17 protein-coding genes and 1 tRNA gene are annotated in these 24,058 nt (G+C 63.7%); 7 read left to right on the top strand and 11 right to left on the bottom strand.

All coding sequences use genetic code 11. From position 1 onward, the window contains the following. Positions 1 to 260: 260 nt before the first annotated feature. Positions 261 to 345 (top strand) — tRNA-Leu (locus IC608_RS03500). A gap of 45 nt (positions 346 to 390) precedes the next feature. After that, the gene (gene tig, locus IC608_RS03495; RefSeq protein ID WP_191772657.1) at positions 391 to 1,770 is read left to right on the top strand and encodes a trigger factor; all 1,380 of its coding nucleotides are present in this window, start codon (positions 391 to 393) and stop codon (positions 1,768 to 1,770) included. Between the two features lie 167 nt (positions 1,771 to 1,937). Here tig and IC608_RS03490 read toward each other — a convergent pair whose 3' ends face one another. Further along, positions 1,938 to 3,452: an ATP-binding cassette domain-containing protein gene (locus IC608_RS03490; protein ID WP_191772655.1), complete on the bottom strand. Its 1,515-nt coding sequence runs from the start codon at positions 3,450 to 3,452 to the stop codon at positions 1,938 to 1,940. A 566-nt stretch (positions 3,453 to 4,018) separates the two neighbouring features. After that, positions 4,019 to 4,348: a hypothetical protein gene (locus tag IC608_RS03485; RefSeq protein WP_191772653.1), complete on the bottom strand. Its 330-nt coding sequence runs from the start codon at positions 4,346 to 4,348 to the stop codon at positions 4,019 to 4,021. A gap of 210 nt (positions 4,349 to 4,558) precedes the next feature. Here IC608_RS03485 and parE point away from each other — a divergent pair, with 210 nt between their 5' ends. From parE to IC608_RS18415, 3 genes are all read left to right on the top strand, one after another. Beyond that, the gene (gene parE, locus IC608_RS03480) at positions 4,559 to 6,592 is read left to right on the top strand and encodes a DNA topoisomerase IV subunit B (protein WP_191772651.1); all 2,034 of its coding nucleotides are present in this window, start codon (positions 4,559 to 4,561) and stop codon (positions 6,590 to 6,592) included. A 311-nt stretch (positions 6,593 to 6,903) separates the two neighbouring features. Continuing rightward, entirely contained in the window at positions 6,904 to 8,337 is a 1,434-nt protein-coding gene (locus tag IC608_RS03475; RefSeq protein WP_248306156.1) for a DEAD/DEAH box helicase, read from the top strand. Positions 8,338 to 8,472: 135 nt separating this feature from the next. Beyond that, a complete protein-coding gene (locus IC608_RS18415; RefSeq protein ID WP_191772647.1) occupies positions 8,473 to 9,537 on the top strand; it encodes a diguanylate cyclase in 1,065 nt (354 codons plus the stop codon). Between the two features lies 1 nt (position 9,538). Here IC608_RS18415 and aroA read toward each other — a convergent pair whose 3' ends face one another. The 8 genes from aroA to IC608_RS03430 all read right to left on the bottom strand — a co-directional run bounded on the left by aroA (position 9,539) and on the right by IC608_RS03430 (position 18,016). Next, positions 9,539 to 10,816, bottom strand: coding sequence for a 3-phosphoshikimate 1-carboxyvinyltransferase (gene aroA / locus IC608_RS03465; protein ID WP_191772645.1), 1,278 nt, complete (start codon positions 10,814 to 10,816; stop codon positions 9,539 to 9,541). Positions 10,817 to 10,921: 105 nt separating this feature from the next. Further along, the gene (locus IC608_RS03460) at positions 10,922 to 11,302 is read right to left on the bottom strand and encodes a HesB/IscA family protein (RefSeq protein WP_191772643.1); all 381 of its coding nucleotides are present in this window, start codon (positions 11,300 to 11,302) and stop codon (positions 10,922 to 10,924) included. Between the two features lie 53 nt (positions 11,303 to 11,355). Then, entirely contained in the window at positions 11,356 to 11,751 is a 396-nt protein-coding gene (locus IC608_RS03455) for an SUF system Fe-S cluster assembly protein (protein ID WP_191772641.1), read from the bottom strand. Positions 11,752 to 11,763: 12 nt separating this feature from the next. Further along, a complete protein-coding gene (locus tag IC608_RS03450; protein WP_191772639.1) occupies positions 11,764 to 12,984 on the bottom strand; it encodes a cysteine desulfurase in 1,221 nt (406 codons plus the stop codon). 134 nt (positions 12,985 to 13,118) lie between these two features. Next, entirely contained in the window at positions 13,119 to 14,330 is a 1,212-nt protein-coding gene (gene sufD, locus IC608_RS03445) for a Fe-S cluster assembly protein SufD (protein WP_191772637.1), read from the bottom strand. Between the two features lie 3 nt (positions 14,331 to 14,333). After that, on the bottom strand, positions 14,334 to 15,095 hold the full coding sequence (gene sufC / locus IC608_RS03440) for a Fe-S cluster assembly ATPase SufC (protein WP_191772635.1): 762 nt from the start codon (positions 15,093 to 15,095) through the stop codon (positions 14,334 to 14,336). Positions 15,096 to 15,279: 184 nt separating this feature from the next. Continuing rightward, entirely contained in the window at positions 15,280 to 16,809 is a 1,530-nt protein-coding gene (sufB, locus tag IC608_RS03435) for a Fe-S cluster assembly protein SufB (RefSeq protein ID WP_191772634.1), read from the bottom strand. Positions 16,810 to 16,870: 61 nt separating this feature from the next. Then, entirely contained in the window at positions 16,871 to 18,016 is a 1,146-nt protein-coding gene (locus IC608_RS03430) for a cysteine desulfurase family protein (protein ID WP_191772632.1), read from the bottom strand. A 282-nt stretch (positions 18,017 to 18,298) separates the two neighbouring features. Here IC608_RS03430 and IC608_RS03425 point away from each other — a divergent pair, with 282 nt between their 5' ends. Next, entirely contained in the window at positions 18,299 to 18,961 is a 663-nt protein-coding gene (locus IC608_RS03425; protein ID WP_191772631.1) for an alpha/beta hydrolase, read from the top strand. 148 nt (positions 18,962 to 19,109) lie between these two features. Continuing rightward, positions 19,110 to 20,360, top strand: a complete 1,251-nt coding sequence (gene tyrS / locus IC608_RS03420; protein ID WP_191772629.1) for a tyrosine--tRNA ligase — start codon at positions 19,110 to 19,112, stop codon at positions 20,358 to 20,360. Between the two features lie 74 nt (positions 20,361 to 20,434). Here tyrS and IC608_RS03415 read toward each other — a convergent pair whose 3' ends face one another. After that, positions 20,435 to 23,845, bottom strand: a complete 3,411-nt coding sequence (locus IC608_RS03415) for an AsmA-like C-terminal domain-containing protein (protein ID WP_191772627.1) — start codon at positions 23,843 to 23,845, stop codon at positions 20,435 to 20,437. Between the last annotated feature and the right edge of the window lie 213 nt (positions 23,846 to 24,058).

Here is a 24,058-nt window from a genome sequence, read left to right as displayed (position 1 = left end):
GCCAGCGAAACGAGAACAGAATAATTCAGCAGATGCAGCATGTTAGTTTGGTATCGAAGAAGGCTCCAATCGTACGGTAGTGGTCAGCTGAACAAATTTTGAGCAGCACGCTCAAAGCATCAGCATCCTGTCCTGCCGTCCAGAGCTGCACGTGGCGCGGGAATAGGCGCAGCAGTCCCAACGATCAACCCGCACTAGGGCTTTGACTGGCAGGTGAAGTTAGGCTAGACCCTCGCGCAACCCGGCCGACGGGGACCCTTGCGGGTGTGGCGGAACTGGTAGACGCACTGGATTTAGGTTCCAGCGCCGCAAGGCGTGGAGGTTCGAGTCCTCTCACCCGCACCATCGTGGCCTCGGCCCAATGATCAATCAACTCGGGAATAACCCCCCATGCAGGTAACTGAAACCCTCAACGAAGGTCTGAAGCGCAAGCTCAGCGTCACAATTCCGGCAGCGGATCTCAATTCGCGCCTCGACGCCAAGCTCGAAGAGCTCAAGGGTCAGGCCAACATCAAGGGCTTCCGTCCCGGCAAGGTCCCCACTTCGCATCTCAAGAAGGTCTATGGCCGTTCCGCGATGTCGGAAGTCATGACCGATGCCATCAACTCGACCGTGGCTGAAACGCTGGACGAGCGCAAGGAACGCGCTGCGGCCCAGCCCAAGGTTGACCTGCCGCAGGATCAGACCGTCATCAATGACGTTCTTGATGGCAAGACCGACCTTGCCTTCGAAGTTGAATACGAAGTGCTGCCACCGGTCTCCCTGATGGAGCTCAAGGGCGTCAAGCTAACCAAGCCAGTCGTCGAAGTGACCGAGGAAGAAGTGGACGCCGAGGTCAACCGCGTTTTCGCACAGAACCGCGGCTATACCGACAAGGGTGATGGCGCCGTTGTCGAGAACGGCGATCGCCTCGGCCTCAGCTTCGTCGGCAAGATCGACGGTGAGGAATTCGAGGGCGGCTCGTCCGACCACGCTCATCTGACGGTGGGTTCGGGTGAGTTCATCCCGGGCTTTGAAGAGCAGCTCATCGGCGTCAAGAAGGGCGAGAGCAAGGAAGTCAAGGTCACCTTCCCGGCCGACTATGGCAACACGGAGCTTGCCGGCAAGGAAGCGACCTTCGACGTATCCGTGCTGCACGTTGACGGGCCGAACGCTGGCGAGCTCGACGATGACTTCGCAAAGCGCCTCGGCCTCGAAGACGTGGCCGCGCTGCGTAAGGCTGTTCGGGAGCAGATGGAAGCTGCACTGCAGTCCATGAGCCGCCAGCACATGAAGCGCCAGATCCTCGACGCGCTTGACGAAGGCCACAAGTTCGACGTGCCGGCACAGCTGGTGGACGCTGAATTCGACACCATCTGGCAGCGCGTCAAGCACGAGGTCGAGCATCATGGCCGGTCCTTCGAAGACGAAGGCACAACCGAAGAGGCTGCGCAGGAGCAGTACAAGCGCATTGCCGAGCGCCGCGTGCGCCTGGGCCTCGTGGTTGCCGAGATTGGCAACCAGAACGAAGTGCAGGTGAGCGATGAAGAGCACCAGCAGGCGCTGATCGCCGAAGTGCGTCGTTTCCCCGGCCAGGAGCAGCAGGTCTACGACTATTATCGCAAGAACCCGCAGGCGCTGGCCGGCCTTCGTGCGCCCATCTTCGAGAACAAGGTCGTCGACTTCATCGCCGACCAGGGCGAGATCACCGAGAAAAAGATGTCGCGCGAAGAGCTGGCAAAGCTCATTCAGGCGGATGAGGACGAGGTTCCCGAGGAACATCACCACTAAGCGCTTTGACGCTTTCGTAGATCGAAGGGCAGCCCTAAGGCTGCCCTTTTTTTCACCCGCGGTTGACCCGCATGTTCCGTCAGTCCCGCGACGCGCTGTATCGACCCAAGGCTCGGACAAGCATAGCGCTGCTGCGCGCCCTGCCCTCGTTCTGGTTCACCGTTTGATCAGCCCTTCTCCTGCTCATCGAGAAACGCCTCGGGTCCATCGACCTCGACGAGTCGTCTGCCTTTGATTTCGAAGTAGCGCGTGCCGATCGAGCGCAGGAACGTGCGATCGTGCGACACAAGGACCACGGTTGCGCCTTCTTCGACAATGTCGGCTTCGAGTTGCTCCTGCCCAGGGATGTCGAGATGGTTCGTCGGCTCGTCGAGCAGGTAGAAGTTGGGCCGGGCGAGCCTCAGCGCCAGGAGGGCCAGGCGAGCACGCTGTCCCAGCGAGAGTGTCGCGATCGGCCTTGTCTGCCGCTCCGGCGAAAATCCCGCTCCTGCGAGCAAGGCGATTATCCGGCGGTCGCCATCGCCTGAGCGCGCCGCAAGAAAATCAAATGGCGCCTCATCCAATGGTAGCCAGGCAAGGCCTTGGTCCATATAGCCAGCGGCCACCTGCGGACTGATCCGCAACCCTTCGACTTCGGCTCCGCCAAGTGCGGAAGTGAGAAGCGCCATCAGCCGCGATTTACCCGCGCCGTTCCGGCCCAGGACAACCATGCGCTCGCCCTGGAACAGACGGAGCCTATCGATGACGAACAGCATCCGACCATCCGGGGTCGCGACTTCTACTTTGGCGAACGAGAGCATTATCCGTGCGTCTGCGCCACTGTTGCCAAGCCGCACAACTCCAGTGCGATCCTTGTGCACCGACTGCACCTGGCCCTCGATGCGGTCCGCCCGCTCCCTCAACTGCCTGGATTTAACCGTCAGAAGGTCGCTGCCGGAATTGATGCCAATATTTGTGAGCGTGGCCGCCTGACGACGCAGTTGCGCCGCCTGCTTGAGGTCTCGCTCCCGGTGCGCCTCCGCAGCCTCGTCCAGCCGGTCCAGCTCGGATCGGGCCTTGGAAAACGGCAGCGGGAAAAAGGGCTGCTCGGAAGGACGCAGGAACAGCGTCCGGTTCGTCGTGGCGTCGAGAAAGGCCCTGTCGTGGCTGGCAATGACCACCGGCAGGTCCTTGGCTGCATAGGACAGCCAGCGTTCCACGAACCCGACCCGCCCGAGATCGAGGTGATTTGTCGGCTCGTCGAGCAACAGCGCATTGGGTTCACGGACCCAGCATCGTGCCAGCAGCGCCATCCGCTGCCAGCCGCCACTTAATTCTCCGAGCGGCCGGCTTCGCAGCGCGCTTGGTATCTCGAACTCCTCGAGAACCATCTCCGCCCGCCACGCTTCGGTTTCCCGCTGCTCGGGCCCCAGACCGTCGGCGACGAAGGTGTGCAGGTCGATGCCAAGGGCCGCCGGAGCGACGTCCTGCGGCACGTAGCCGACAAGGAGCCCGCGCGAGCGCGTCAGCTCCCCCTCGGAGAGCTCAAGCTGCCCTGCCATCGCCCGCAACAGAGTGGATTTTCCGCGGCCGTTCGGCGCAACGAGCCCCACATGATCGCCATCGGCGATAACGAGATTGAGGTCGGAAAAGAGAAGGTCGCCGGCGCGGTGCCCGGCATTGCGAAGACTGATCGTGCCCATCGGGAGGGTCTTTCCGAGATGGCGCCAAGACGCGCCTGTGCCTGGACAAGCGCTGATGACAAGACATCAGCGCGAGAAAGGGCAAACCGGAAGGAATGGATGCAAAAGAAGCGTCCGGACCAGCCTCGGTCAGCCCTGCAGCTCAAGCCGCAGGGCGAAGACGGGGCCACGGGTGCGATGCGTCTGAAAAACAGTCATGCAGCCCTCCCGCCTCGAATGGACACTGCGCCCCTCGTAGCGAGGCGCACGATCAAAGGCAATCGGATTCAGCAAAAATAGAAGACGGCCGTGGTCGCCATAACGGCCCCAAGACGGGAAGTGCGGACATTGGCCAGCCGGTACGCAATACTGAAGAACCCGGCAACAGGCCAATGGCCAGAGACACTTGAGGAACCATCCGCAGCTGGATACGCAGTACTGTGCGGCGGCCCTCGCATACGGCAACTCCAAACAAAAACCGTATGTCCACTGTTCTATCAGCGGCCGTTTAAGAAAGTGCTTTCAAGAAGCAAACGAGGTGTAAATGCCGAGCCCTGATCTGGGACGCCCCTTGCTTCACATTGCGATCAGCGGGCGGGCCGCAGGCGGGTGATGTCATCGATCCGATCACGGCAGTAGTCGAAATCGATGAGGTAAACCCAGTTTCCGCGCGTGGCGCGAACCTGGATCTGGCCCTCGTTTGCGACATTGAGGAAGATGTCGCTGAAGCCGCGGTCAGCTATGGCGTCCCTGATCTGCCGGTCCGTCAGGCAAATTGGTAGAGGCGGAAAGAAGTCATCCGGCTCATCGCCGAAATGAATGCCGAAGTTCATGCTCTGCGCGCTGGCGGCTTGCAGCGGAGCGAACGTTCCCAGCCCAATCAGCAGAACGGTAACCATCTTGTATATGGGTGCCATCGGGATTACCTCGTCGCTCGGAGCTTCACTCGGCGATGAAACGCCCCAGGCCCTGAACTGATCCACAAGCGGCTGTTCATATAGCGTTCATCTTGACGGCCCGATGCCGACCACACTTGTGGGAATTGCTCACCAGGCCAGACCCGCGGAAACGCTTGGGATATGCTGGGCGCTGGACCCGATTGATTCGGGCAAGGAATTGGAAAGTGCATGTCGCAACCTGACGACCTCTTCGCCACTGCGCATCCGGTTGACGAAGCGCCGCGGCAACCCGCCAGACCCGCCACCAAGGCCACGGGCAAGAGCGCCTCTGCGCCTCCGCCCGAAGCCTATGGCGCGGCCGACATCGAAATCCTCGAAGGCCTTGAGCCGGTTCGCCGCCGACCGGGCATGTATATCGGCGGGACCGACGCGAACGCCTACCACCATCTCTTCGCCGAGGTGATCGACAACTCGATGGACGAGGCCATTGCTGGCCATGCCACGCGCATCGAGGTTCACCTGGGGGCGGATGGTTACCTCACGGTTACGGATAACGGCCGGGGCATTCCTGTCGAGAAGCACCCCAAGTTTCCCAATCGCTCGACGCTCGAGATCGTTCATACCGTGCTGCACGCCGGCGGCAAGTTCGACTCCAAGGCCTACGAAACCTCCGGCGGGCTGCATGGCGTCGGCGTCTCGGTCGTCAACGCGCTTTCGGACGACATGGTCGTTGAGGTTGCACGTGAGCAGCAGCTGTATCGGATCCAGTTCAGCCGCGGGCATGTCGTCGAGGACGTCAAGCCCGTGGGGCGCGTCCAGAACCGCCGCGGCACCTCAACGCGTTTCCACCCTGACCCGGAAATCTTCGGGGCGACGGCGCATTTCTCACCGGGCCGCCTGTTCCGCATGACCCGAGCCAAGGCGTATCTCTTCGGCGGCGTCGAGCTGCGCTGGAGCTGCGATGAAAGCCTCGCCAGCGATGAGGTACCGGCAAAGGCCGTTTTCCACTACCCGGACGGCCTGAAGGACTTCATGGTCGCGCGGATCGAAGGGGAAACCCGGATCGCCGACGATATTTTCAGCGGCCGCACGGGGCGACCTGGCTCACACGGATCGGTGGAATGGGCGATTGCCTGGACGATCGGTGATGGCGGCGTCCAGTCCTACTGCAACACCGTCCCAACCCCCGATGGCGGTACGCATGAAGCGGGGCTGCGTATGGTTTTGCTGCGCGGCCTCAAGGCCTATGCAGAGCTCACCAAACACAAGGGCGCCAGCAGTTTGACGGCCGAAGACGTGCTGGCCAATTGTTCGGCCATGCTCTCGGTTTTCGTGCGCGAACCGGAATTCGTGGGCCAAACGAAGGACAAGCTGGCATCGGGCGAAGCGACGCGGATCGTCGACACGGCCCTGCGCGACGCCTTCGACCACTGGCTTGCGGCCTCGCCGCAGCAGGCAGGCAAGCTGCTCGATTGGGCCGTCGAGCGGGCCGAAGAACGCCTTCGCCGCCGCAAGGAAAAGGAGATCGACCGCGCCAGCGCCACGCGGAAGCTCCGCCTTCCGGGCAAGCTGGCCGATTGCACCCAGAACGCGGCACAGGGCGCCGAGCTGTTCATCGTCGAGGGCGACTCGGCCGGCGGCTCCGCCAAGCAGGCGCGCAACCGCGCCAACCAGGCGGTGCTGCCCCTGCGCGGCAAGATCCTCAACGTTGCCGGCGCCAGCCGCGACAAGCTGGCGGCCAACCAGCTGATTGCCGATCTGGTACAGGCGCTCGGCTGCGGCACACGGGACCGATATTCGGAAGAGGACCTGCGCTACGACAAGATCATCGTCATGACCGACGCTGACGTGGACGGAGCGCACATCGCCTCGCTGCTCATCACTTTCTTCTTCCAGGAAATGCCGCGCCTGATCGAGAACGGGCATCTCTATCTCGCGCTCCCCCCGCTCTACCGCATCTCGCAAGGGGGGAAGACGCTCTATGCCCGCGACGATGCTCACCGGGCGGAACTGCTGCACACGGAATTTACCGGCAAGGGGAAGATAGAAACCACCCGCTTCAAGGGCCTCGGCGAAATGCCGTTCGCCCACCTGCGCGAGACCACCATGTCTCCAAAAAGCCGGACGCTGCTGCAGGTCAAGGTGCTGGACGATCGGGACGCGACCCGCACCGCTGTCGACCGGTTGATGGGCAGCAAGCCGGAGGCCCGGTTCGAGTTCATCCAGGAGAACGCCGCGTTCGTCACCGACCTCGACATATGAAGGCCCTTAACTGCAAATGAGAGCAATTCCCCAAGGCCGTTGACAGTCAAGGGGTTTGCGCTATGGTCCCGCTCGCCGGGACAACTTGCAGGCGGTGCCGCGTTTATTGCTGCGCTGATCCGCACGGACCCCGGCGGGGCATTGGAGCGCGCAGCACTGTCTGAAGTCCAGCGCCCGAATGCGGACCAATTCATCCGCACGCCCAGCAAGGGCCGCACATGTACAAGAGCGGGCCTTGTCCAAATCAATCACCGCTGCGCTTACCCCCTGGGTCGCTGCTGGCGGCCAACTCCCTGAGTGGAAGCAACGACTTGACCGACAATTTCTCCGGACTTGGCCTTTCCAGCAAAGTCACTGATGCGGTTGCGGATGCCGGCTACACCAAGCCGACCGAAATTCAGGCGCAGGCGATCCCCCACCTGCTGCAGAAGAAGGACCTGATCGGCATTGCGCAGACAGGGACCGGCAAGACGGCGTCTTTCGTGCTGCCCATGCTGACGCTGCTCGAGAAAGGTCGCGCCCGCGCCCGGATGCCGCGCACGCTAATCCTCGAGCCGACGCGCGAACTGGCCGCGCAGGTTGCGGAGAACTTCGAGAAGTATGGCAAGAACCACAAGCTCACCATGGCGCTGATTATCGGCGGCGTGAGCTTCGAAGACCAGAACAAGAAGCTCGATCGTGGCGTCGACGTCCTGATCGCCACACCGGGCCGCCTGCTCGACCAGATCGAGCGCGGCAAGATCATGCTCAACGGCGTGGAAATCCTCGTCATCGACGAAGCCGACCGGATGCTCGACATGGGCTTCATCGATGACATCGAGAAGATCGTCGGCCGCCTGCCCCCGCGTCGGCAGACGATGCTGTTCTCCGCCACCATGGACCAGCAGATCGAGCGGCTGACCAAGAAATTCCTGCAGGACCCGGTACACGTCCAGGTCTCGCGCGCCGCCTCCACCGCGGAAACGATCGATCAGAAGCTGGTCAAGGTGTCCTCAAAGCCGGACCAGAAGCGGGCGGCGCTGCGCCAGCGCATCGACGCGGCCGAGGGACTGACCAACGCCATCATTTTCTGCAACCGCAAGCGCGACGTGGCGACTTTGGCACGGTCGCTGGAGCGCCATGGTTACAGCGCCGGGGCGCTGCACGGCGACATGGATCAGAAAAGCCGCATGGAAACGCTGGACGCATTCAAGACGGACAAGCTGACCTTGCTCGTGGCCAGTGACGTCGCCGCCCGCGGCCTCGATATCCCGGCGGTGAGCCACGTCTTCAACTTCGACGTGCCGGTGCACGCGGAGGACTACGTCCATCGCATCGGCCGCACCGGCCGGGCCGGTCGCTCCGGCGTTGCCTACACCCTGGTTGCCCCCTCCGACGACAAGCATCTGGCCGCCATTTTGCGACTGATCGAAAAGCCTGTCGACTGGCTTGACGCCGACGAGGCCGCGCCCGAAATGGCGACGGACGACGATGCGCCGGTTCGTGAGAAACCGACCCGCGGGCGCCGTGGGCGCTCTGGCGCCTCATCGAAAAAATCCAGTGCGACTGCCGTCGACACGAGTCAGAGCGAGGCGGCACCTGCAGAGACCAAGCCTGCCGAGGCCAAACCGGCTCCGAAACGGTCGCGGCCCTCGCGGACTCGCCCCCCTCAGGAAGAACCGCAGTCGGCGCAGGGCGGGTCGGCGTTCGGCGACGCTGGTCCAGTCCCGGCTTTTCTCCTGCGTCCGACCCGGATCAGCGAATGATCCGCTGAAATAGACCAAACGGTAGGGAAATCCTGCTGTAGTTGTTGTGGGGTAAAGTCCGCTCTCTCCTGGGAGGACTCCCCGACTCGTGGATGGTTTCATACAATCGGGACGCGGCAGCACGCGGGGTGGACGGTGTCGGATCAGGAATTCATGCGGGCGTTGGGATACGCCAATGCTGCATTCGACCTGCTGAAGCGCAGCGGCATACCGCCGTACCCGCAGTTCTATGAACTGCTCTACACCTACGCGACGGGCGTCAATCCGACTCTGAACAATCGCATCAACACGATCTTCCGCAATGGCGCTGCGCCCTCGCAGGATTTGGTGGAGACGCTCTACAACGAGTTTCTCAAGTCCGACGTCAATGACCGGATGAGCAGCGTCTCCGAGCGCATGCACGCCCGCATCGAGGCGGTACACGACGCCATCGACGCGGCCATGACGACGGCCAATGCCTATTCCGGCTCGCTGCAGTCCGCCACGGGTGATCTGGAGCATGAACTGTCGCCGGAGATGATCCGCCAGCTGGCCGGCCGGCTTCTGGCGGAAACGCGCCGGATGCAGGACACCAATAGCGAGCTCGAGCGGCAGCTGGAAAGCTCGCGCGACGATATCGCGGCCCTCCAGCGAGATCTGGACGACGTTCGCCGCGAGTCGATGCTCGACCCCCTGACCAAGATCGCCAACCGCAAGAGCCTCGACGAGGGCCTCGCAGAAGCCATCCGGGAGGCTGCCGAGACCGGCGCGCCGCTGTCGCTGATGCTGGTCGATATCGACCACTTCAAGACCTTCAACGACACCTATGGCCACCAGACAGGCGACCAGGTGTTGCGCCTGGTGGCGATGACTCTCAAGTCCAACATCAAGGGCAAGGACCTCGCGGCGCGCTATGGCGGCGAGGAGTTTGTGGCGGTGCTTCCCTCCACCGACATGGAAGGCGCGGTTATCGTCGCCGAGAACGTGCGCAAGGCCATCCAGGCCAAGGAACTGCTCAAGCGCTCGACCAACGAGAAGCTGGGCCGCATAACGGCGTCATTTGGCGTGGCGCGCTTCCACCCCACTGACAACGCCATGTCCCTGATCGAACGTGCCGACCGCTGCCTTTATGCCGCCAAGCACGCCGGCCGCAATCGGGTGGTGAGCGAAAGCGAGCTGGTGGAACTGGGCGGTGGCGGCTCCAGCGCCTCGGCCGCCTGACCTACTGGCCCGGTATCAGCTCGACGCCCAACCCCTGCAGCATGTCCCAGTAGTCGGGATAGGTCTTGCCTGTGCAGGCAGGGTCGAGAATGGTGATGCCGCCGATGCGCAACCCGGCCAAGGCAAAGCTCATGGCGATGCGGTGGTCGTGGTAGGTCTGGATACGGCTTGTGGCGGTGCGGCTGGCCGCTTTCATCAATTCCGGATCTGAATGAACGAGCAGGTCGTCGCCGTCTTCGACCGCCAGACCCGGCCGGATGCGGTTGAGTTCGTTGGCGACGGCGCGGATGCGGTCGGTTTCCTTGACGCGCAGATTGCCGATCCCGACGAAGCGCACCGGGCGATTGTTGAAGGCGGCCACGACCGCCATCGTCGGTACGGCGTCCTGCATCTGCGATCCGTCGATCACCTCAGGCATGTTCGGAAAGGCCGCGATCACCTGCTGCGCCGCAGCGTCGGGCTGCGTGAACGCCTCTGCGGCAACGCCGAGGTCGATCTTGCCGCCGGTCAGGGCCTCTATGCCCCAAAGGTACGTGGCCGCTGAGGCATCCGGCTCGATGTGGAAGTCGGTGGCCCCATAGCCCGTGGGCTGGACGAGCCAGGCGCCCTCGCCATTGTCCGCTACATCGGCCCCAAAGGCGCGCATGGCGGCCAGGGTGAGATCGACATAGCCACGGGCGCCGATGTCCTTGCCCGCAAGCGCGACCTCGATCGGCCCTTCGCCGAACGGCGCGGCCATCAGCAGGGCTGACACATACTGGCTCGAGAGCGAGGCATCGATCTCCACCCTGCCCTTGCCGAAGCGGCCGGTGCCGCGAACGGTCACCGGCGGGCAACCGGTGGGGCTGCTCGCGTCGATACCGAGCGCGTTGAGAGCATCAACAAGCGGCTTGATGGGGCGGAGGCGCATGTCCTCGTCGCCATCGACGATGACGGTGCCCTCGATCGTGGCGACGGCGGCGGTCAGGAAGCGCGTGGCTGTTCCCGCATTGCCCAGAAACAGGGGGCCTGCGGGGGCTCGCAGCCGGCCCGTGCTGGTCACGAGGAACGTGGTGTCGTCCGACTCTTCGACCGTCACACCCATCTGGCGCAGGGCCTGCGCCATCAGCGTCGTGTCCTTGCTCTTGAGCGCTCCGGTCAGGCGGCTGGTGCCGTTCGCCAGGGCCGCCAGAAGCAGGACACGGTTGGTGATCGACTTGCTGCCCGGGGGCGAGACGCGCCCGGAGAGCGGGCCGTTCGGAGGGACGATGGTGAAGGCGGGGGGAAGGGCGTGCGGCATGATCGGGATATGCCTCAGGCCAAAACTTTGTGCAATTAAGAAAGGCCCCCTCTCCTGCCGATGTCGCCGCCGATCTCTCCCCCCGAAGGAGAGGTGCTAGACCGGTCAGGCGCCGGCTCGGGCTTCGGCGATTGCCTTGAGATCGGCCGGAGCGAGCGTGACGCTCTCGCCACAGCCGCAGGCGCCGGTCTGGTTGGGGTTCTTGAAGGTGAAGCTCGAGCCCATCTTGCCCTGCTCGAAATCCATGACGGTCCCCAGGAGAAACATAGTCGCCTTGGGATCGACCCAGACGTTGACGCCGTGATCCTCGACGTGGTCGTCACCGGCCACCGGGGTCTCGACGTAGTCCATGGTGTAGGAAACACCGGCGCACCCCGCATTCTTGATGCCGACGCGCAGACCGATGACTGATTTTTCGCTGTCTTCGATGATCTCGGTGATGCGCTCGGCGGCGGCATCGGTGAGCGACATGATCTTGAACGGCATTTCAGCGTTCCAATCTTGATCGATTTAGGAAATATGGCACGAAACGTACCAATTTACCACCAGTTCAATGCCACTTGCGCCTCTTCGCTCATGCGCGAGGGATCCCAGGGCGGGTCGAACACCATGTTGACGGTGACGTCCTGGATGCCCTCGACGCCGCGCGCGGCATTCTCCACCCAACCCGGCATTTCCCCAGCCACGGGGCACCCCGGCGCCGTCAGCGTCATGTCGATGGTGAGGTTACGGTCATCATCAAGGTCAACGCGGTAGATGAGGCCGAGTTCGTAGATGTCGACGGGAATTTCCGGGTCATAGACCGTCTTGAGTGCTCCGATCAGGTCGGTGGTGATCCGCTCGACCTCCGCCTCGGGCAGATCGGCGGGCAGGTTGGGCGAAATGCGCGTATCGACTTGCGCTGCGCTCTCTTGGGTCTTGATGTCGTCTGTCATAGCCGCCTCGTTTCAGGCAAAAAACTTCTGCGCCCGCTCGATGCCATCCACCAGCGCATCCACGTCGTCCCGGCCGTTATATAGGGCGAAGGACGCGCGGCAGGTAGAGGTGACACCGAAGCGTGTGAGCAATGGTTGCGCGCAATGCGTGCCGGCGCGGACGGCAATTCCGTAGCGGTCGAGAATGGTCGCCACGTCGTGGGCATGGGCGCCGGCAATCTCGAACGAGAAGATGCCGCCCTTGCCGGGTGCCGTGCCGATGAGACGCAGCGAGTTGATCCGGCGCAGGCGTTCTTCGGCGTATTCGGCCACCGCATGTTCATGCGCCACGATGGCCTCGCGGCCAAGCTGCTGCATGTAGTCGAGCGCCGCTCCCAGCCCGATGGCCTGCACGATGGGTGGCGTGCCCGCCTCGAAGCGGTGCGGCGGCTCGTTGTAGGTAACCTCGTCGAGCGTCACGGTCTCGATCATCTCGCCGCCGCCCTGGTAGGGCTGCATCTGGGCGAGCAGATCGTATTTACCGTAGAGCACCCCGATGCCAGTGGGCCCATAGAGCTTGTGGCCCGTCATGACGTAGAAATCGGCATCGAGCGCCTGGACGTCCACGGCGGTGTGCACCGCGCCCTGGGAGCCATCGATCACCACCGGGATGCCGCGCGCATGGGCCATCTCGATGATCTGGTGCACGGGATTGACGGTGCCCAGCACGTTGGACATATGCGTAACCGAAACGATACGCGTGCGGTCGCTGAGCGCCGCCGCGAAGGACTCCATATCGAGGCTGCCATCATCCCTAACGCTAACCCACCGGATGACAGCGCCCTTGCGCTCGCGCTGGAAGTGCCAGGGAACGATGTTGGAGTGGTGCTCCATGACCGTGGTGACGATCTCGTCGCCCTCGCTGATGCGCGGCCCAACGAAGGACGAGGCAACCAGATTGATCGCTTCTGTCGCAGAGCGGGTGAAGATGATTTCTTCCGCCCGCGCGGCATTGAGGAACCGCTGGACGCTGCGCCGGCCGCCTTCGTAGGCGTCGGTGGCCCGGTTGGCGAGCGTGTGGAGGCCGCGATGCACGTTGGCATATTCGTGGCGGAAGGCGTGATCCATCCGGTCCAGCACCTGCACCGGCTTCTGCGCCGATGCGCCGCTGTCGAGATAGACTAGCCGATGCCCGTGAATCTGTTCGGACAGGATGGGGAAGTCGGCGCGAACTTTTTCGAGGTCGAAGGTCATTTCCATTCCTACCAGCCGCCCTCGTGGTTCGAGGGTCGCTTCGCTCCCACCTCACCATGAGGGCTACCTCGGGAGTTAGGGGGAAATCCTCATGGTGAGGCGCGCGTAGCGCCTCGAACCACGAGGATTTCATGTCACTTGCCGCCCAGCAGCCAGCCGTCGATGATACCTTGCAGGGCGCTGTTGAGGCCCTCATCGTCCACCGGGTCGAGCAGTTCGGCGATGAAGCCGCGGACCAGCATGGTCTCCGCCTCGGCCTTAGGGATACCGCGGCTGAGGAGGTAGAAGAGGCTGTCGTCGTCGAGCTGGCCGCAGGTGGACCCGTGCCCGCATACGACGTCGTCGGCGTAGATCTCGAGTTCCGGCTTGGAGAGGATCTCCGCCTCGTCCGACAGCATCAGGCCCTGGTGCATGAACTTGGCATCGGTCTTCTGGGCATCGCGCGCCACGACCAGCTTGCCCTGCACGATCGCCTTGGAGCGGCCACGAGCAATCGACTTGAAGAGCGGCTGCGACGAGGTGTGCGGCACCGCGTGATGCGTTTCCATGGTGATGTCGGCGTGCTGGCCATCGGATACGAGGTTGAGGCCCGTTACGTCGGCATGGGCATCCGCGCCCCCCATGTGCGGGAAGAGATGGGTGCGCGCCAGCCCTGCCCCCAGGTGGATGACCAGGGTGCGCAGACGGGCGCCATCGGCCAGATGATACTCGTTGGTGGCGAAGTGAGACGTGGCCCTGGCGCTGAGGTCGATGGTGACGTGCGTGACCACGGCGCCCTTGCCCAGCGCCATGTACATGGCATGATTGCCGACATGGGCGGCATCGGAGCCGCTGAAGGTCTCGACGATGGTTGCGGTGGCGCCGTCGGCGACGAAGACTTTGATGGCATCGGCCACGTGGGCTGCCTCGCCCTCGATCCGATGCGCGATCTGCACGATCTGGTCGAGCGTGCTGTCGAGCGACAGCGAAAGGGATTCGCGCACCAGCCCGCTGTTGATGTGCACGATGGCGTCGTCACGCGTGGTGAGGACCCCGCCATGGGCCGTGCCGACGATGACACCCTCGGGCGCCTCCCCCTGCTGCGAAGCGACGCCGTTGACGAGCGTGAGGTTGAACGCTCCCGGCAGAGACAAGGCCGGCACGTCCACCTGATTGGCCGGGGCCCCCAGCGGCGGCACGCTGCGCAGCAGCGTCTTGAGGTCGGTATAGTGATAGCTCTCGAAGCGCCGCGTCGGAAGGCCCGCAACGCTTAGGCGCTCCGCGGCCTGGTCGGCACCGGCCGCCTTGAGCTGATCGATGAGGGTTTGCTCGGCCGGGCCGAGACGAACAGGATAAGCTTGGCGCATGGGTCAGGCCGCCTCTCCGCCGTAGTTGGCATAGCCTTCGGCTTCCAGCTTCAGCGCCAGGTCCTTGTCGCCGCTTTCGACGATCCGGCCGTCGGCGAAGACGTGCACCACGTCCGGCACGATGTGGTTGAGGAGGCGCTGGTAGTGCGTGATCACGAGCATGGAGCGCTTCCCGTCGCGCAGGGCATTGACGCCTTTCGACACCACCTGCAGCGCGTCGATATCGAGGCCGGAATCGGTTTCGTCGAGCACGGCGAGCGAGGGCTTGAGCAGCGCCATCTGCATGATCTCGGCGCGCTTCTTCTCACCGCCCGAAAAGCCGACATTGAGCGGACGCTTGAGCATGTCGCTGTCGACCTTGAGCTGGGCGCCGGCTTCCTTGACCGCACGCATGAAATCGGGCGTCGACAACTCGCTCTCGCCGCGGGCCTTGCGCTGGGCGTTCATCGCCGCCTTGAGGAAGGTCATGGTGGAGACGCCGGGGATCTCGATGGGGTACTGGAAGGCCAGGAACAGCCCGGCCGCGGCGCGCTCATCGGGCTCCATCTCGAGGATGTTCTCGCCATTGAGCAGGATTTCGCCCTCGGTGACCTCGTAGTCTTCGCGGCCGGCCAAAACGTAGCTGAGCGTCGATTTGCCCGAGCCGTTGCGGCCCATGATGGCGTGCACTTCGCCCGGCGGGATGACGAGGTTGACGCCCTTGAGAATTTCGCGCTCCTCGATGCGAGCGTGGAGATTGCGGATTTCGAGAACAGGCGTGGTCATTTTCGGTCTCCATGGCGCCAATCAGTCGCCGATTTGCTGCAAGGCCCCCTCATCCGCCCTGCGGGCGACCTCTCCCCCGAAGGGAGAGGTGGGAGGGAGCCGCGATTTCTGTTCTTCTCCTCTCCCTATGGGGGAGAGGTCGGCGCGGCGCGCCGGGTGAGGGAGCTTCGCTCCCCTGCCCCAACTACCCCACGCTGCCTTCGAGGCTGATCGAGATCAGCTTCTGGGTTTCCACCATGAACTCCATGGGCAAGTGCTGCAGCACGTCGCGCACGAAGCCGTTGACGATCAGGGCGACGGCTTCTTCCTCGTTGAGGCCGCGGGCCTGACAATAGAACAGCTGGTCGTCCGAGATTTTCGAGGTGGTCGCCTCGTGCTCGAACACAGCCGTGCCGTTGCGGCTCTCGATGTAGGGCACCGTATGGGCGCCGCACTTGTCGCCGATCAGCAGCGAGTCGCACTGGGTGAAGTTGCGCGCGTTCTTGGCCCTAGCGTGGGCCGACACCTGGCCGCGATAGGTGTTGTCCGACAACCCGGCAGCAATGCCCTTGGAGATGATGCGGCTGGACGTGTTCTTGCCCAGGTGGATCATCTTGGTGCCGCTATCCACCTGCTGATAGCCGTTGGAAATGGCGATCGAATAGAACTCGCCGCGCGAGCCGTCGCCGCGCAGGATGCAGCTGGGATATTTCCAGGTGATGGCCGAGCCGGTTTCCACCTGCGTCCAGGAAATCTTGGAGTTGGTGCCCCGGCAGTCGCCGCGCTTGGTGACGAAGTTGTAGATGCCGCCCTTGCCGTCCTTGTCGCCCGGATACCAGTTCTGGACGGTGGAGTACTTGATCTCGGCATTGTCGAGCGCGACCAGTTCGACGACCGCAGCGTGCAACTGGTTTTCGTCGCGCGTCGGTGCGGTGCAGCCTTCAAGGTACGAGACGTAGGTATCGTCCTCGGCGATGATCAGCGTGCGCTCGAACTGGCCGGTGTTCTTCTCGTTGATCCGGAAATAGGTCGAGAGCTCCATCGGGCAGCGGACGCCCTTGGGGATGAAGACGAACGACCCGTCGGTGAAGACCGCGGAATTGAGCGTGGCGTAATAATTGTCGGTGACCGGCACGACCGAGCCCAGATACTGCTTCACCAGTTCGGGGTGCTCGCGGATGGCCTCGGAGATGGAGCAGAAGATGATGCCCTGCTTGGCCAGTTCCGCGCGGAACGTCGTCACCACCGAAACGGAGTCGAAGACGGCGTCGACCGCGACATTGCCGGAGAACGGCGTGCCGGTCGGCTCGCCCGCCCCTTCGACGCCGGCCAGGATCGCCTGCTCCTTGAGCGGGATGCCAAGCTTCGCGTAGGTCTTGAGCAACTCAGGATCGACCTCGTCGAGGCTCTTGGGGCCCTTGAACGCCTTGGGCGCCGCATAATAGCTGATCGCCTGGAAATCGATCTTGGGGTAGTGCACCTTGGCCCAGGTCGGCTCGTCCATGGTCTGCCAGCGGCGGAACGCCTCGAGGCGCCACTCCAGCATCCACTCGGGCTCGTCCTTCTTGGCCGAGATCAGGCGGACGATGTCCTCGTTGAGGCCCGGGGGTGCGACGTCGGATTCGATCAGCGTCTCGAAGCCGTACTTGTATTTGTCGACGTCGAGCGCAAGCACCTGATCGACGGTCTCGCGATCGATCTCTTCCTTGAGCGTCGGAATGTCGTAGTCCGCCATAAGGCTTCTCCTTCAATGTTCCTCGGCGGGTCAAGGCCGCCGCGAACAGATAGACCAGCGGCTAGGCCGCCTTTCCTCCCCGCGCGCGGCGGGAAAGCACAGTTTCAAATCCGGCGAGAAACGCCTCGGCATCCTCGATGGTCGAGGACCAGCCAAAGCTCACCCGCAAGGCACATTCGGCAAGCGCGCGGGGCACGCCCATGCCGGAAAGGACATGGCTCGGCCCCACCTTGCCCGACGAACAGGCCGACCCCGACGAGACCGACAGCCCCATCAGATCGAGGGCCATCATGGCGGTCGCGTTGCTGACGCCCGGCACGGCAAAGTTGACGACGTTACCGGTCCGCTCGGCTTCGGCGCCAAAGACAACCACATCAGGCGCCATGGTTTTCAGGCCGGCTTCGACGCGCTGGCTCAAATCCAGCATCGCCCGCCGGTCGTACTGCGTCGCCGCCGCGGCTGCGCCGAAGGCGGCGATCAGCGCCGCCGCTTCCGTGCCGCCGCGCCGCCCCTGCTCCTGGCCACCGCCGGGGATCAGGCGAACCCCATCGGCGTGACTCTTGAGGAGCAGAGCACCAACGCCGGCCGGGGCGCCGATCTTGTGGCCGCTGATAGCCAGCATATCGGGTGCCGAGGCGGCAAAATCCAGATCGAGCTTGCCCAGCGCCTGCACCGCATCGACCACAAGCGTGTGACGCGTGGGTCCGACGAGAGCATTGATCCGCGCCATCGGCTGGATCACACCGGTCTCGTTGTTGACCCAGTGAAGCGCCACCAGGAGGGAAACACCTTCGGCGTCGGCGCGCTGCAAAACCTGCGCAAGCTGATCGAGATCAATGCGCCCCTGCGCATCGAGCCCGACCGTCCAGACCGGCAGGCCGGTGGCCTCGGCGGCCTTGAGGACGGCGGCGTGCTCGCCGGCGCTCACAGCAATGGCCCTAACCGCAAATGCCCTGGCGCCGCCGACAATAGCCTGCGTCAGCGCTTCGGTGGCCGAGCCGGTGAACACGACCTGGCGCGGTTCGGCACCGGCAAGGCGCGCGACCTGCCGGCGGGCGGTATCGAGCAGATCGCGCAGCGCGCGCCCGTGCGCATGCACGGAGGATGGATTGCCGGTGAGGGTCAGGGCGTGCAGCAGCGTTTCCCGCGCCTCAGGACGAAGCGGGGCTGCGGCATTGTGATCGAGATAAACCGCCTGTCTCGTCATTGCGCCTTTCGGGCTGCTGCGTGCCCGTCATACCTGCCATGCCGGGATCGCGGCGCGCCTGCGCCCCGAATCCAAACACTTCTTGAAATTCGTCGCCCAACTTCTTTACAAGGGGCGCTCAACGCCGCCGGAAAAGCGGCAAAAACCTGTTTCGAATAATTCTAAACTGGTTTTCCGACACATGTTTTAGAAAGCGTCCAGGGCTTAGTCAAGCCGCGCTGGGGCGCTTCGGTGGCCGGACAGACCCGAGCGACAGAGCCCAAGAGGCCAGAAAAGAAACCCATGCCTGAAGTGATCTTCAACGGCCCGGAAGGGCGCCTGGAAGGCCGGTACCAACCGGGCAAGGAGCCCAATGCTCCCGTCGCCATCGTGCTGCACCCGCACCCGCAGTTCGGCGGCACGATGAACAACCAGATCGTCTACAATCTCTTCTACATGTTCGCCGAACGCGGCTTTTCCGTGCTGCGGTTCAACTCGCGCGGCGTCGGCCGGTCGCAGGGCCTGTTCGACCACGGCATCGGGGAACTCTCCGACGCCGCCGCGGCGCTCGACTGGCTGCAGATCATCAACCGCGAGTCGCGCGGCTGCTGGATTGCCGGCTTCTCCTTCGGGGCCTGGATCGGCATGCAGTTGCTGATGCGCCGCCCGGAGGTGGAAGGCTTCATCTCGGTATCGCCGCCGGAAAACCTTTACGACTTCTCCTTCCTGGCCCCCTGCCCGTCGTCCGGCCTCATCATCCATGGTGACAAGGATCGCGTGGCGCCGCCCTCTTCGGTGCAGAAGCTGGTGGACAAGCTCAAGACGCAGAAGGGCATCACCATCGAGCAGCAGATCGTGGAGGGGGCCAACCACTTCTACGAAGGCAAGATCGATGAACTGACGACGCGCTGCGCCGACTATCTCGACCGTCGCCGTCAGGAGATCGCGGACGGCGGCGGGCGCTGATTTCAAGGGCGCACACCTGCGATTGAAACCACCACGGTGTCATCCCCGCGAAAGCGGGGACTTCCGTTTCCCTTCCGGTGGTCCTTCAAACAGAGGGTCCCGCTTCGCGGGAATGACCCTGTGACAGGGACAGCCTTTGGATCGCATCATGACCAAGTTCAAATCCGATTTCCTCCGTGTGCTCGACGAGCGCGGCTTCATCCACCAGATTTCCGACCCCGAAGGGCTCGATGCGCTGGCCGCGACCAGCAAGATCACCGGCTATGTCGGTTATGACGCCACGGCGACCTCGATCCATATCGGCAATCTGATCACCGTCACCATGCTCTACTGGCTGCAGGAGACGGGCCACACTGCGATCAGCCTGATGGGCGGTGGCACCTCCATGGTGGGCGACCCGTCCTTCCGTGATGACCAGCGCAAGCTGCTGACGCAGGAGCAGATTGCGGCTAATATCGAAGGTATCAAGAAGGTTTACGGCAATATCCTCAACTATGAAGGCAGCAACCCGGCCATCATGGTGAACAATGCCGACTGGCTGCTTGAACTCAAATATGTCGAGTTCCTGCGCGACGTCGGCCGGCATTTTTCGGTCAACCGCATGCTGAGCTTCGACTCGGTGAAACTCCGGCTCGACCGCGAGCAGTCGCTGAGCTTCCTCGAATTCAACTACATGATCATGCAGGGCTACGACTTCGTCGAACTCAACCGGCGCTACGGCACCGTGTTGCAGATGGGCGGATCGGACCAGTGGGGCAACATCATCAACGGCGTGGACCTCAGCCATCGCATGGGCGGGCCGCAGCTCTACGCGCTGACGACGCCGCTGCTGACCAAGTCGTCCGGGGAAAAGATGGGCAAGTCGGCCTCCGGCGCGGTCTGGCTCAATGGCGATCTCTTCTCGCCCTATGATTTCTGGCAGTACTTCCGGAACACCGAGGACGCCGACGTCGGACGCTTCCTCAAGATCTTCACGCGCCTCCCCATCTCCGAAATCGACCGCCTCGCGGCGCTCGGCGGCAACGAGATCAACGAGGCCAAGAAGGTCCTGGCGACCGAGACCACGGCCATCGTCCATGGCCGCGACGCCGCCATTCAGGCAGCAGCGACCGCGCAGGCGACCTTCGAGGCTGGCGCGATCGATCTTTCCTTGCCGACGGCGGAGGTGACGCACGCCCAGCTCAACGAAGGCATCGGCGTCCTGCACGCGCTGGTGCTCGCGGGGCTTGCCGCGTCCAACGGCGAAGCGCGCCGGCACATCGCGTCCGGCGCCGTGCGCATCAACGATGCCTCCATCGACGACGACAAGCTGGCCCTGGGCGACAACGCCCTCTTGCCCGAGGGTGTCATCAAGCTCTCGGTCGGCAAGAAGCGCCACGCCCTGATCAAGCCGGTCTGAGCGCGTCAAAGACCCGATCCGGTGGAGTGTCCGGCCTGGCCGGGCACTCTTTTTTGTGGCCTGCAGGGACCCGGTCAACGCTGTTGAGGCAGTTCCTGCGACCGGAATTCGAAGAGTTCCCGGAACATGCCCGGCGCCAGGAGAGACAAGGGGTTGATGCGGAAGTCCGGATCCTCCAGGGGGCCACGGATGGCGAACGTCACCCCCACGAGGCCTTCGCCATCGCGCCCCCCCAGCAACGGCCCCAGCAGGGGAATCTTCTGGAAAGCGCTGTTGAGGCCGAACAGAGGGACGTAGGTGCCGGCCAGGTCGTAGACCTTTCTGTCTGTGTAGATCACGCCCCGCATGGTGCCGCCCACGGTGTTTCCGGTCAGCACGGCATTGGAGACTTCGACGCGGTCGCTCCTCCGCGTGAAGTCGACCTGCCCCGCGGTGAAATCGAGCCGGTTCTGTTGTGAGATGGCGGCTCGGGAATCGGAGTGATTACCCAGCACCTGCACAACCTTGTCTTCATCCACGAGGGAGAAGTTCCGCATGATGAGACGCCCGGCCTCGGCATCGAGCTCGCGATCGGTCGTCAGCACGAGACTGCCGCGCCCGCCGGCCAGTTGGGAGTAGATGCCGAGAAAGCGCAGGATCGTGCCGGCATCGTTGAAGGCCACGCTGAGTGTGCGCCCGCGCGGCGCCGGATTGGTGGTGATGGAGACGGCGTTCCCCTCGCTGAACTGCGAGGTGAGCGTCGCCCGTCGCAGAGTGCTGCCCCGCAGCAGCAGGTTGACGTCGAGGTTGAAGGCGGTCGTGGCGTAGTAGCCAAGGGCGCGATCCAGTTCGACATCGAGCGCGATGGATTGGTCGAACTGCGTCGCCTGCACGCCACCGGCGCCCTGGTTCAGGCTGAAGAAGCGGCTGAGCATGGGCTTGAGGTCCAGTTGCGTGCCGCGCACATTGACCGAGTACCCGCCCTCCATCGGCGCGAGGGTAACGCTGGCGCTATCCCCCTCGCCGAGCGCAAATTTCTCAAAGTCACCGCTGACGAGGCCCTTGGTAACGCTGAAGTCGAGTTCTCCTTCCAGCTTTACGGTCCCGAAGGCCAAGTCGATCCCGGTAAGATGGGTGATGTCGCCGTCGATCTCCGCCGTCGCGGCCAGGGTTCCTGGGGTTCCCACCGGCTTGGTGATGCCGATATCGCGGATGCTCACCCCGGCCTGGGTCAGATCGATGGCCACGGCGATGCGGCCATCAGCCATGGGCTGGGCCTGGAAATCCACCGTGCCGGAGAGGAAATCCGAGGCGTCAAAGCCCATCTTCGCAAGATCGGCAACGGGCACCGTGGCCCCCAGCGTCAGGGTAGGCTCGGTGGCCGGCGTCCCCTGCACCGCAATGCGGGCGTCGAGACCGTCGATTTCAGCGGTACCGCCGAGCTGGTAGCTGTTCTGCGAGGCCGAGAAGGTCAGTGCGCCGTCCGCGATGCGGTGGTTCTCGATGGGCTTGGCGCTGGCAAAATCGGCCACGGAGCCGTTGACGACGTAGTCGATGTCGATGGGCCGGCCGGTGGCGGGGTCGGCAAGGGCGATCGTCGTGACCAGGCCCATCTGGACCGATCCCGTCAACGCCTCGGGGTCAATGGGTAGGTCCAGGGCGTCCAATGCCTGCGGCTGCTGCTGACGCGCCAGCGCCAGGAGCGCGGGAATGGGCGCACTGACGTCCCCCGAAACCTCCACGACCCGGTTGCTGACATCGCTATTGTCCATGACGACAGCCGGATTGCTCACATCGATCCGGCCCTGCGGCGTCTCCAGCACGCCGCCCCCGCCCGCGACGGTGACCTTCGCATCATCGATAAGGAGGTGCGTATCGCCGGCGATGGCGACGGCATCCATGGTTGCAATGGGACGGACGGCCACGCCTTCGGCGACCACATCCACTGCCATGCCGCCCTCCGGAATCGGCTTGGACTCGCCTTCCTCTGCGAGGGTCCCAACGGGAAAATTGAACCGTAATTGTGCCGACTTGACCCGGCCTTCGGTGACGTTGCTGACAAACCAGTCCCGGCTTTCAGTGCCCAGGAAGTACGGCCAGAGGCGCTTGACGTCGTCGGCGGTGGCGCCCTGCCCGGCAATGTCGAGCTTCAGTCCCATGCCCTGACGCAGCATGTCGAAGCGTCCCGCAGCCTCCACGAGCGCCTCGCCCTTGCGCAGGACCAGGCGATCTATGCCCACGGCTCCGTACAGCGAGGCCGACCAGCCCGAGAATTCAACGCTCTCGATGGGTTCGGCCGGCGCCGGCAGGTCCGAGGGTTGCAGCCGGAGGTTCGCCGCCGTGAACGAGAGGCCGACGGTCGGTCCATAGGTCGAATCGAGGCCGAGGGCCAGAACGCCCGCGATCGTGGTTGAACTGTTCCCGATCTGCAAAGTGCTCTCGTCGACCCGGAACAACCCGTCCTGCGGCGACCAATGCACGTCGAGGATAGAGCTCACGATGGGGTAGAAGTCGTTCTTGATGCGCAGGTCGGATCCCGTCAGGTCGATCTTGAAGTCTCCGCCGGAGACTTTGCCGGCCTCGGAAAATTCCACATCGAGCGACAGGGCCCCGGCCCCTTGCAGGCCAGCCATGGTCTCGCGATCGTCGAGAAAGGGCAGCAGCGCAGAAAAGTCGAGATTAGTCGCGTCCACCCGGAGCCGTGAGCCGCCGGTTTCGGCCGTGCTCCGTCCGATGGTGCCGACGACGGATCGACCCGCAATGGTAGCCGAAAAATCCCCCGTGACCGCGCGCGCATCACGGGACGCCTTGAGATCGAGGGCAACGTCTTCGAAGCTGCGGTAGAGACCATAGACGGCGTCCGACATCTCGACCGTCCCGCCGCGCACCACCAGCCTCGAAAAGCGGCCCTGCTGCACCTGGGCCAGTAGATCAGCGATGGATTTGTCGAAGGCCTCGAGGTTGAAAATCAGCCAGTCATTGTCCGAGCGCAAGAAGGAGGCGTCACCGGCGCCGATCCCCTCGCTGGAGATGTCGACGGGCGGAAACGCCTGCTCGCCCTCCAACACGCGCAGGGTCGGTTCGCTCTGCCCATCCTCGCCCCGCACAAGCTCCAGGCTGGCCAGCCGCGGACCATGCAGGTCCTGCACCATCTGCAGGTGTGGGCCGACAATGGTGACGCTTGCGCCCGGCTGGCCGAACAGCGCGCGCACGGGGGAAAAACCCACCTCGAAGGCACGCATTTCGATCTTGGCGCCGGAGACGGCGTCGGTCATCTCCACGGGCGAAAACTGCACCACGGGCCAGATGCCGCTCTCGAGCGCCAGGGCCATGTCGCCCATCTCGATGGTCGTGCCCTTGGGCATCAGCGACTGGACGAAGCCCCGCACCGCAAGGCCGGCGAAGGGCAATTGCACGGGCGTGACCAGCAGCACCGCGTAGAGCACCAGCAGCAGGACGCAGGGCACGCCCAGCACCCACACTGCCACCCTGGCAAACCGGCGCATCGGGGCGCGAGCCGGCGGCGACACTGAAGATGAAGGCGGGTCCGCGGTAATGGCTCGTGCGCTCGCTTCAACTGCTCTGAGTGCCGGTGCAGACACTGCGCTAACACCCCAGAATCAACCGCCCTTTGCGGTCCTCTGTCGCATGATACCGGCTGGATTAAGGCGCCGACACCCTCTATTGGATGAACCCTGTTTGAGGCAGTGGAGCCACGA

The organism is Devosia oryzisoli (assembly GCF_014837245.1).
Lineage (GTDB): Bacteria > Pseudomonadota > Alphaproteobacteria > Rhizobiales > Devosiaceae > Devosia > Devosia oryzisoli.
This window is presented reverse-complemented; position numbering and strand designations above follow the sequence as displayed.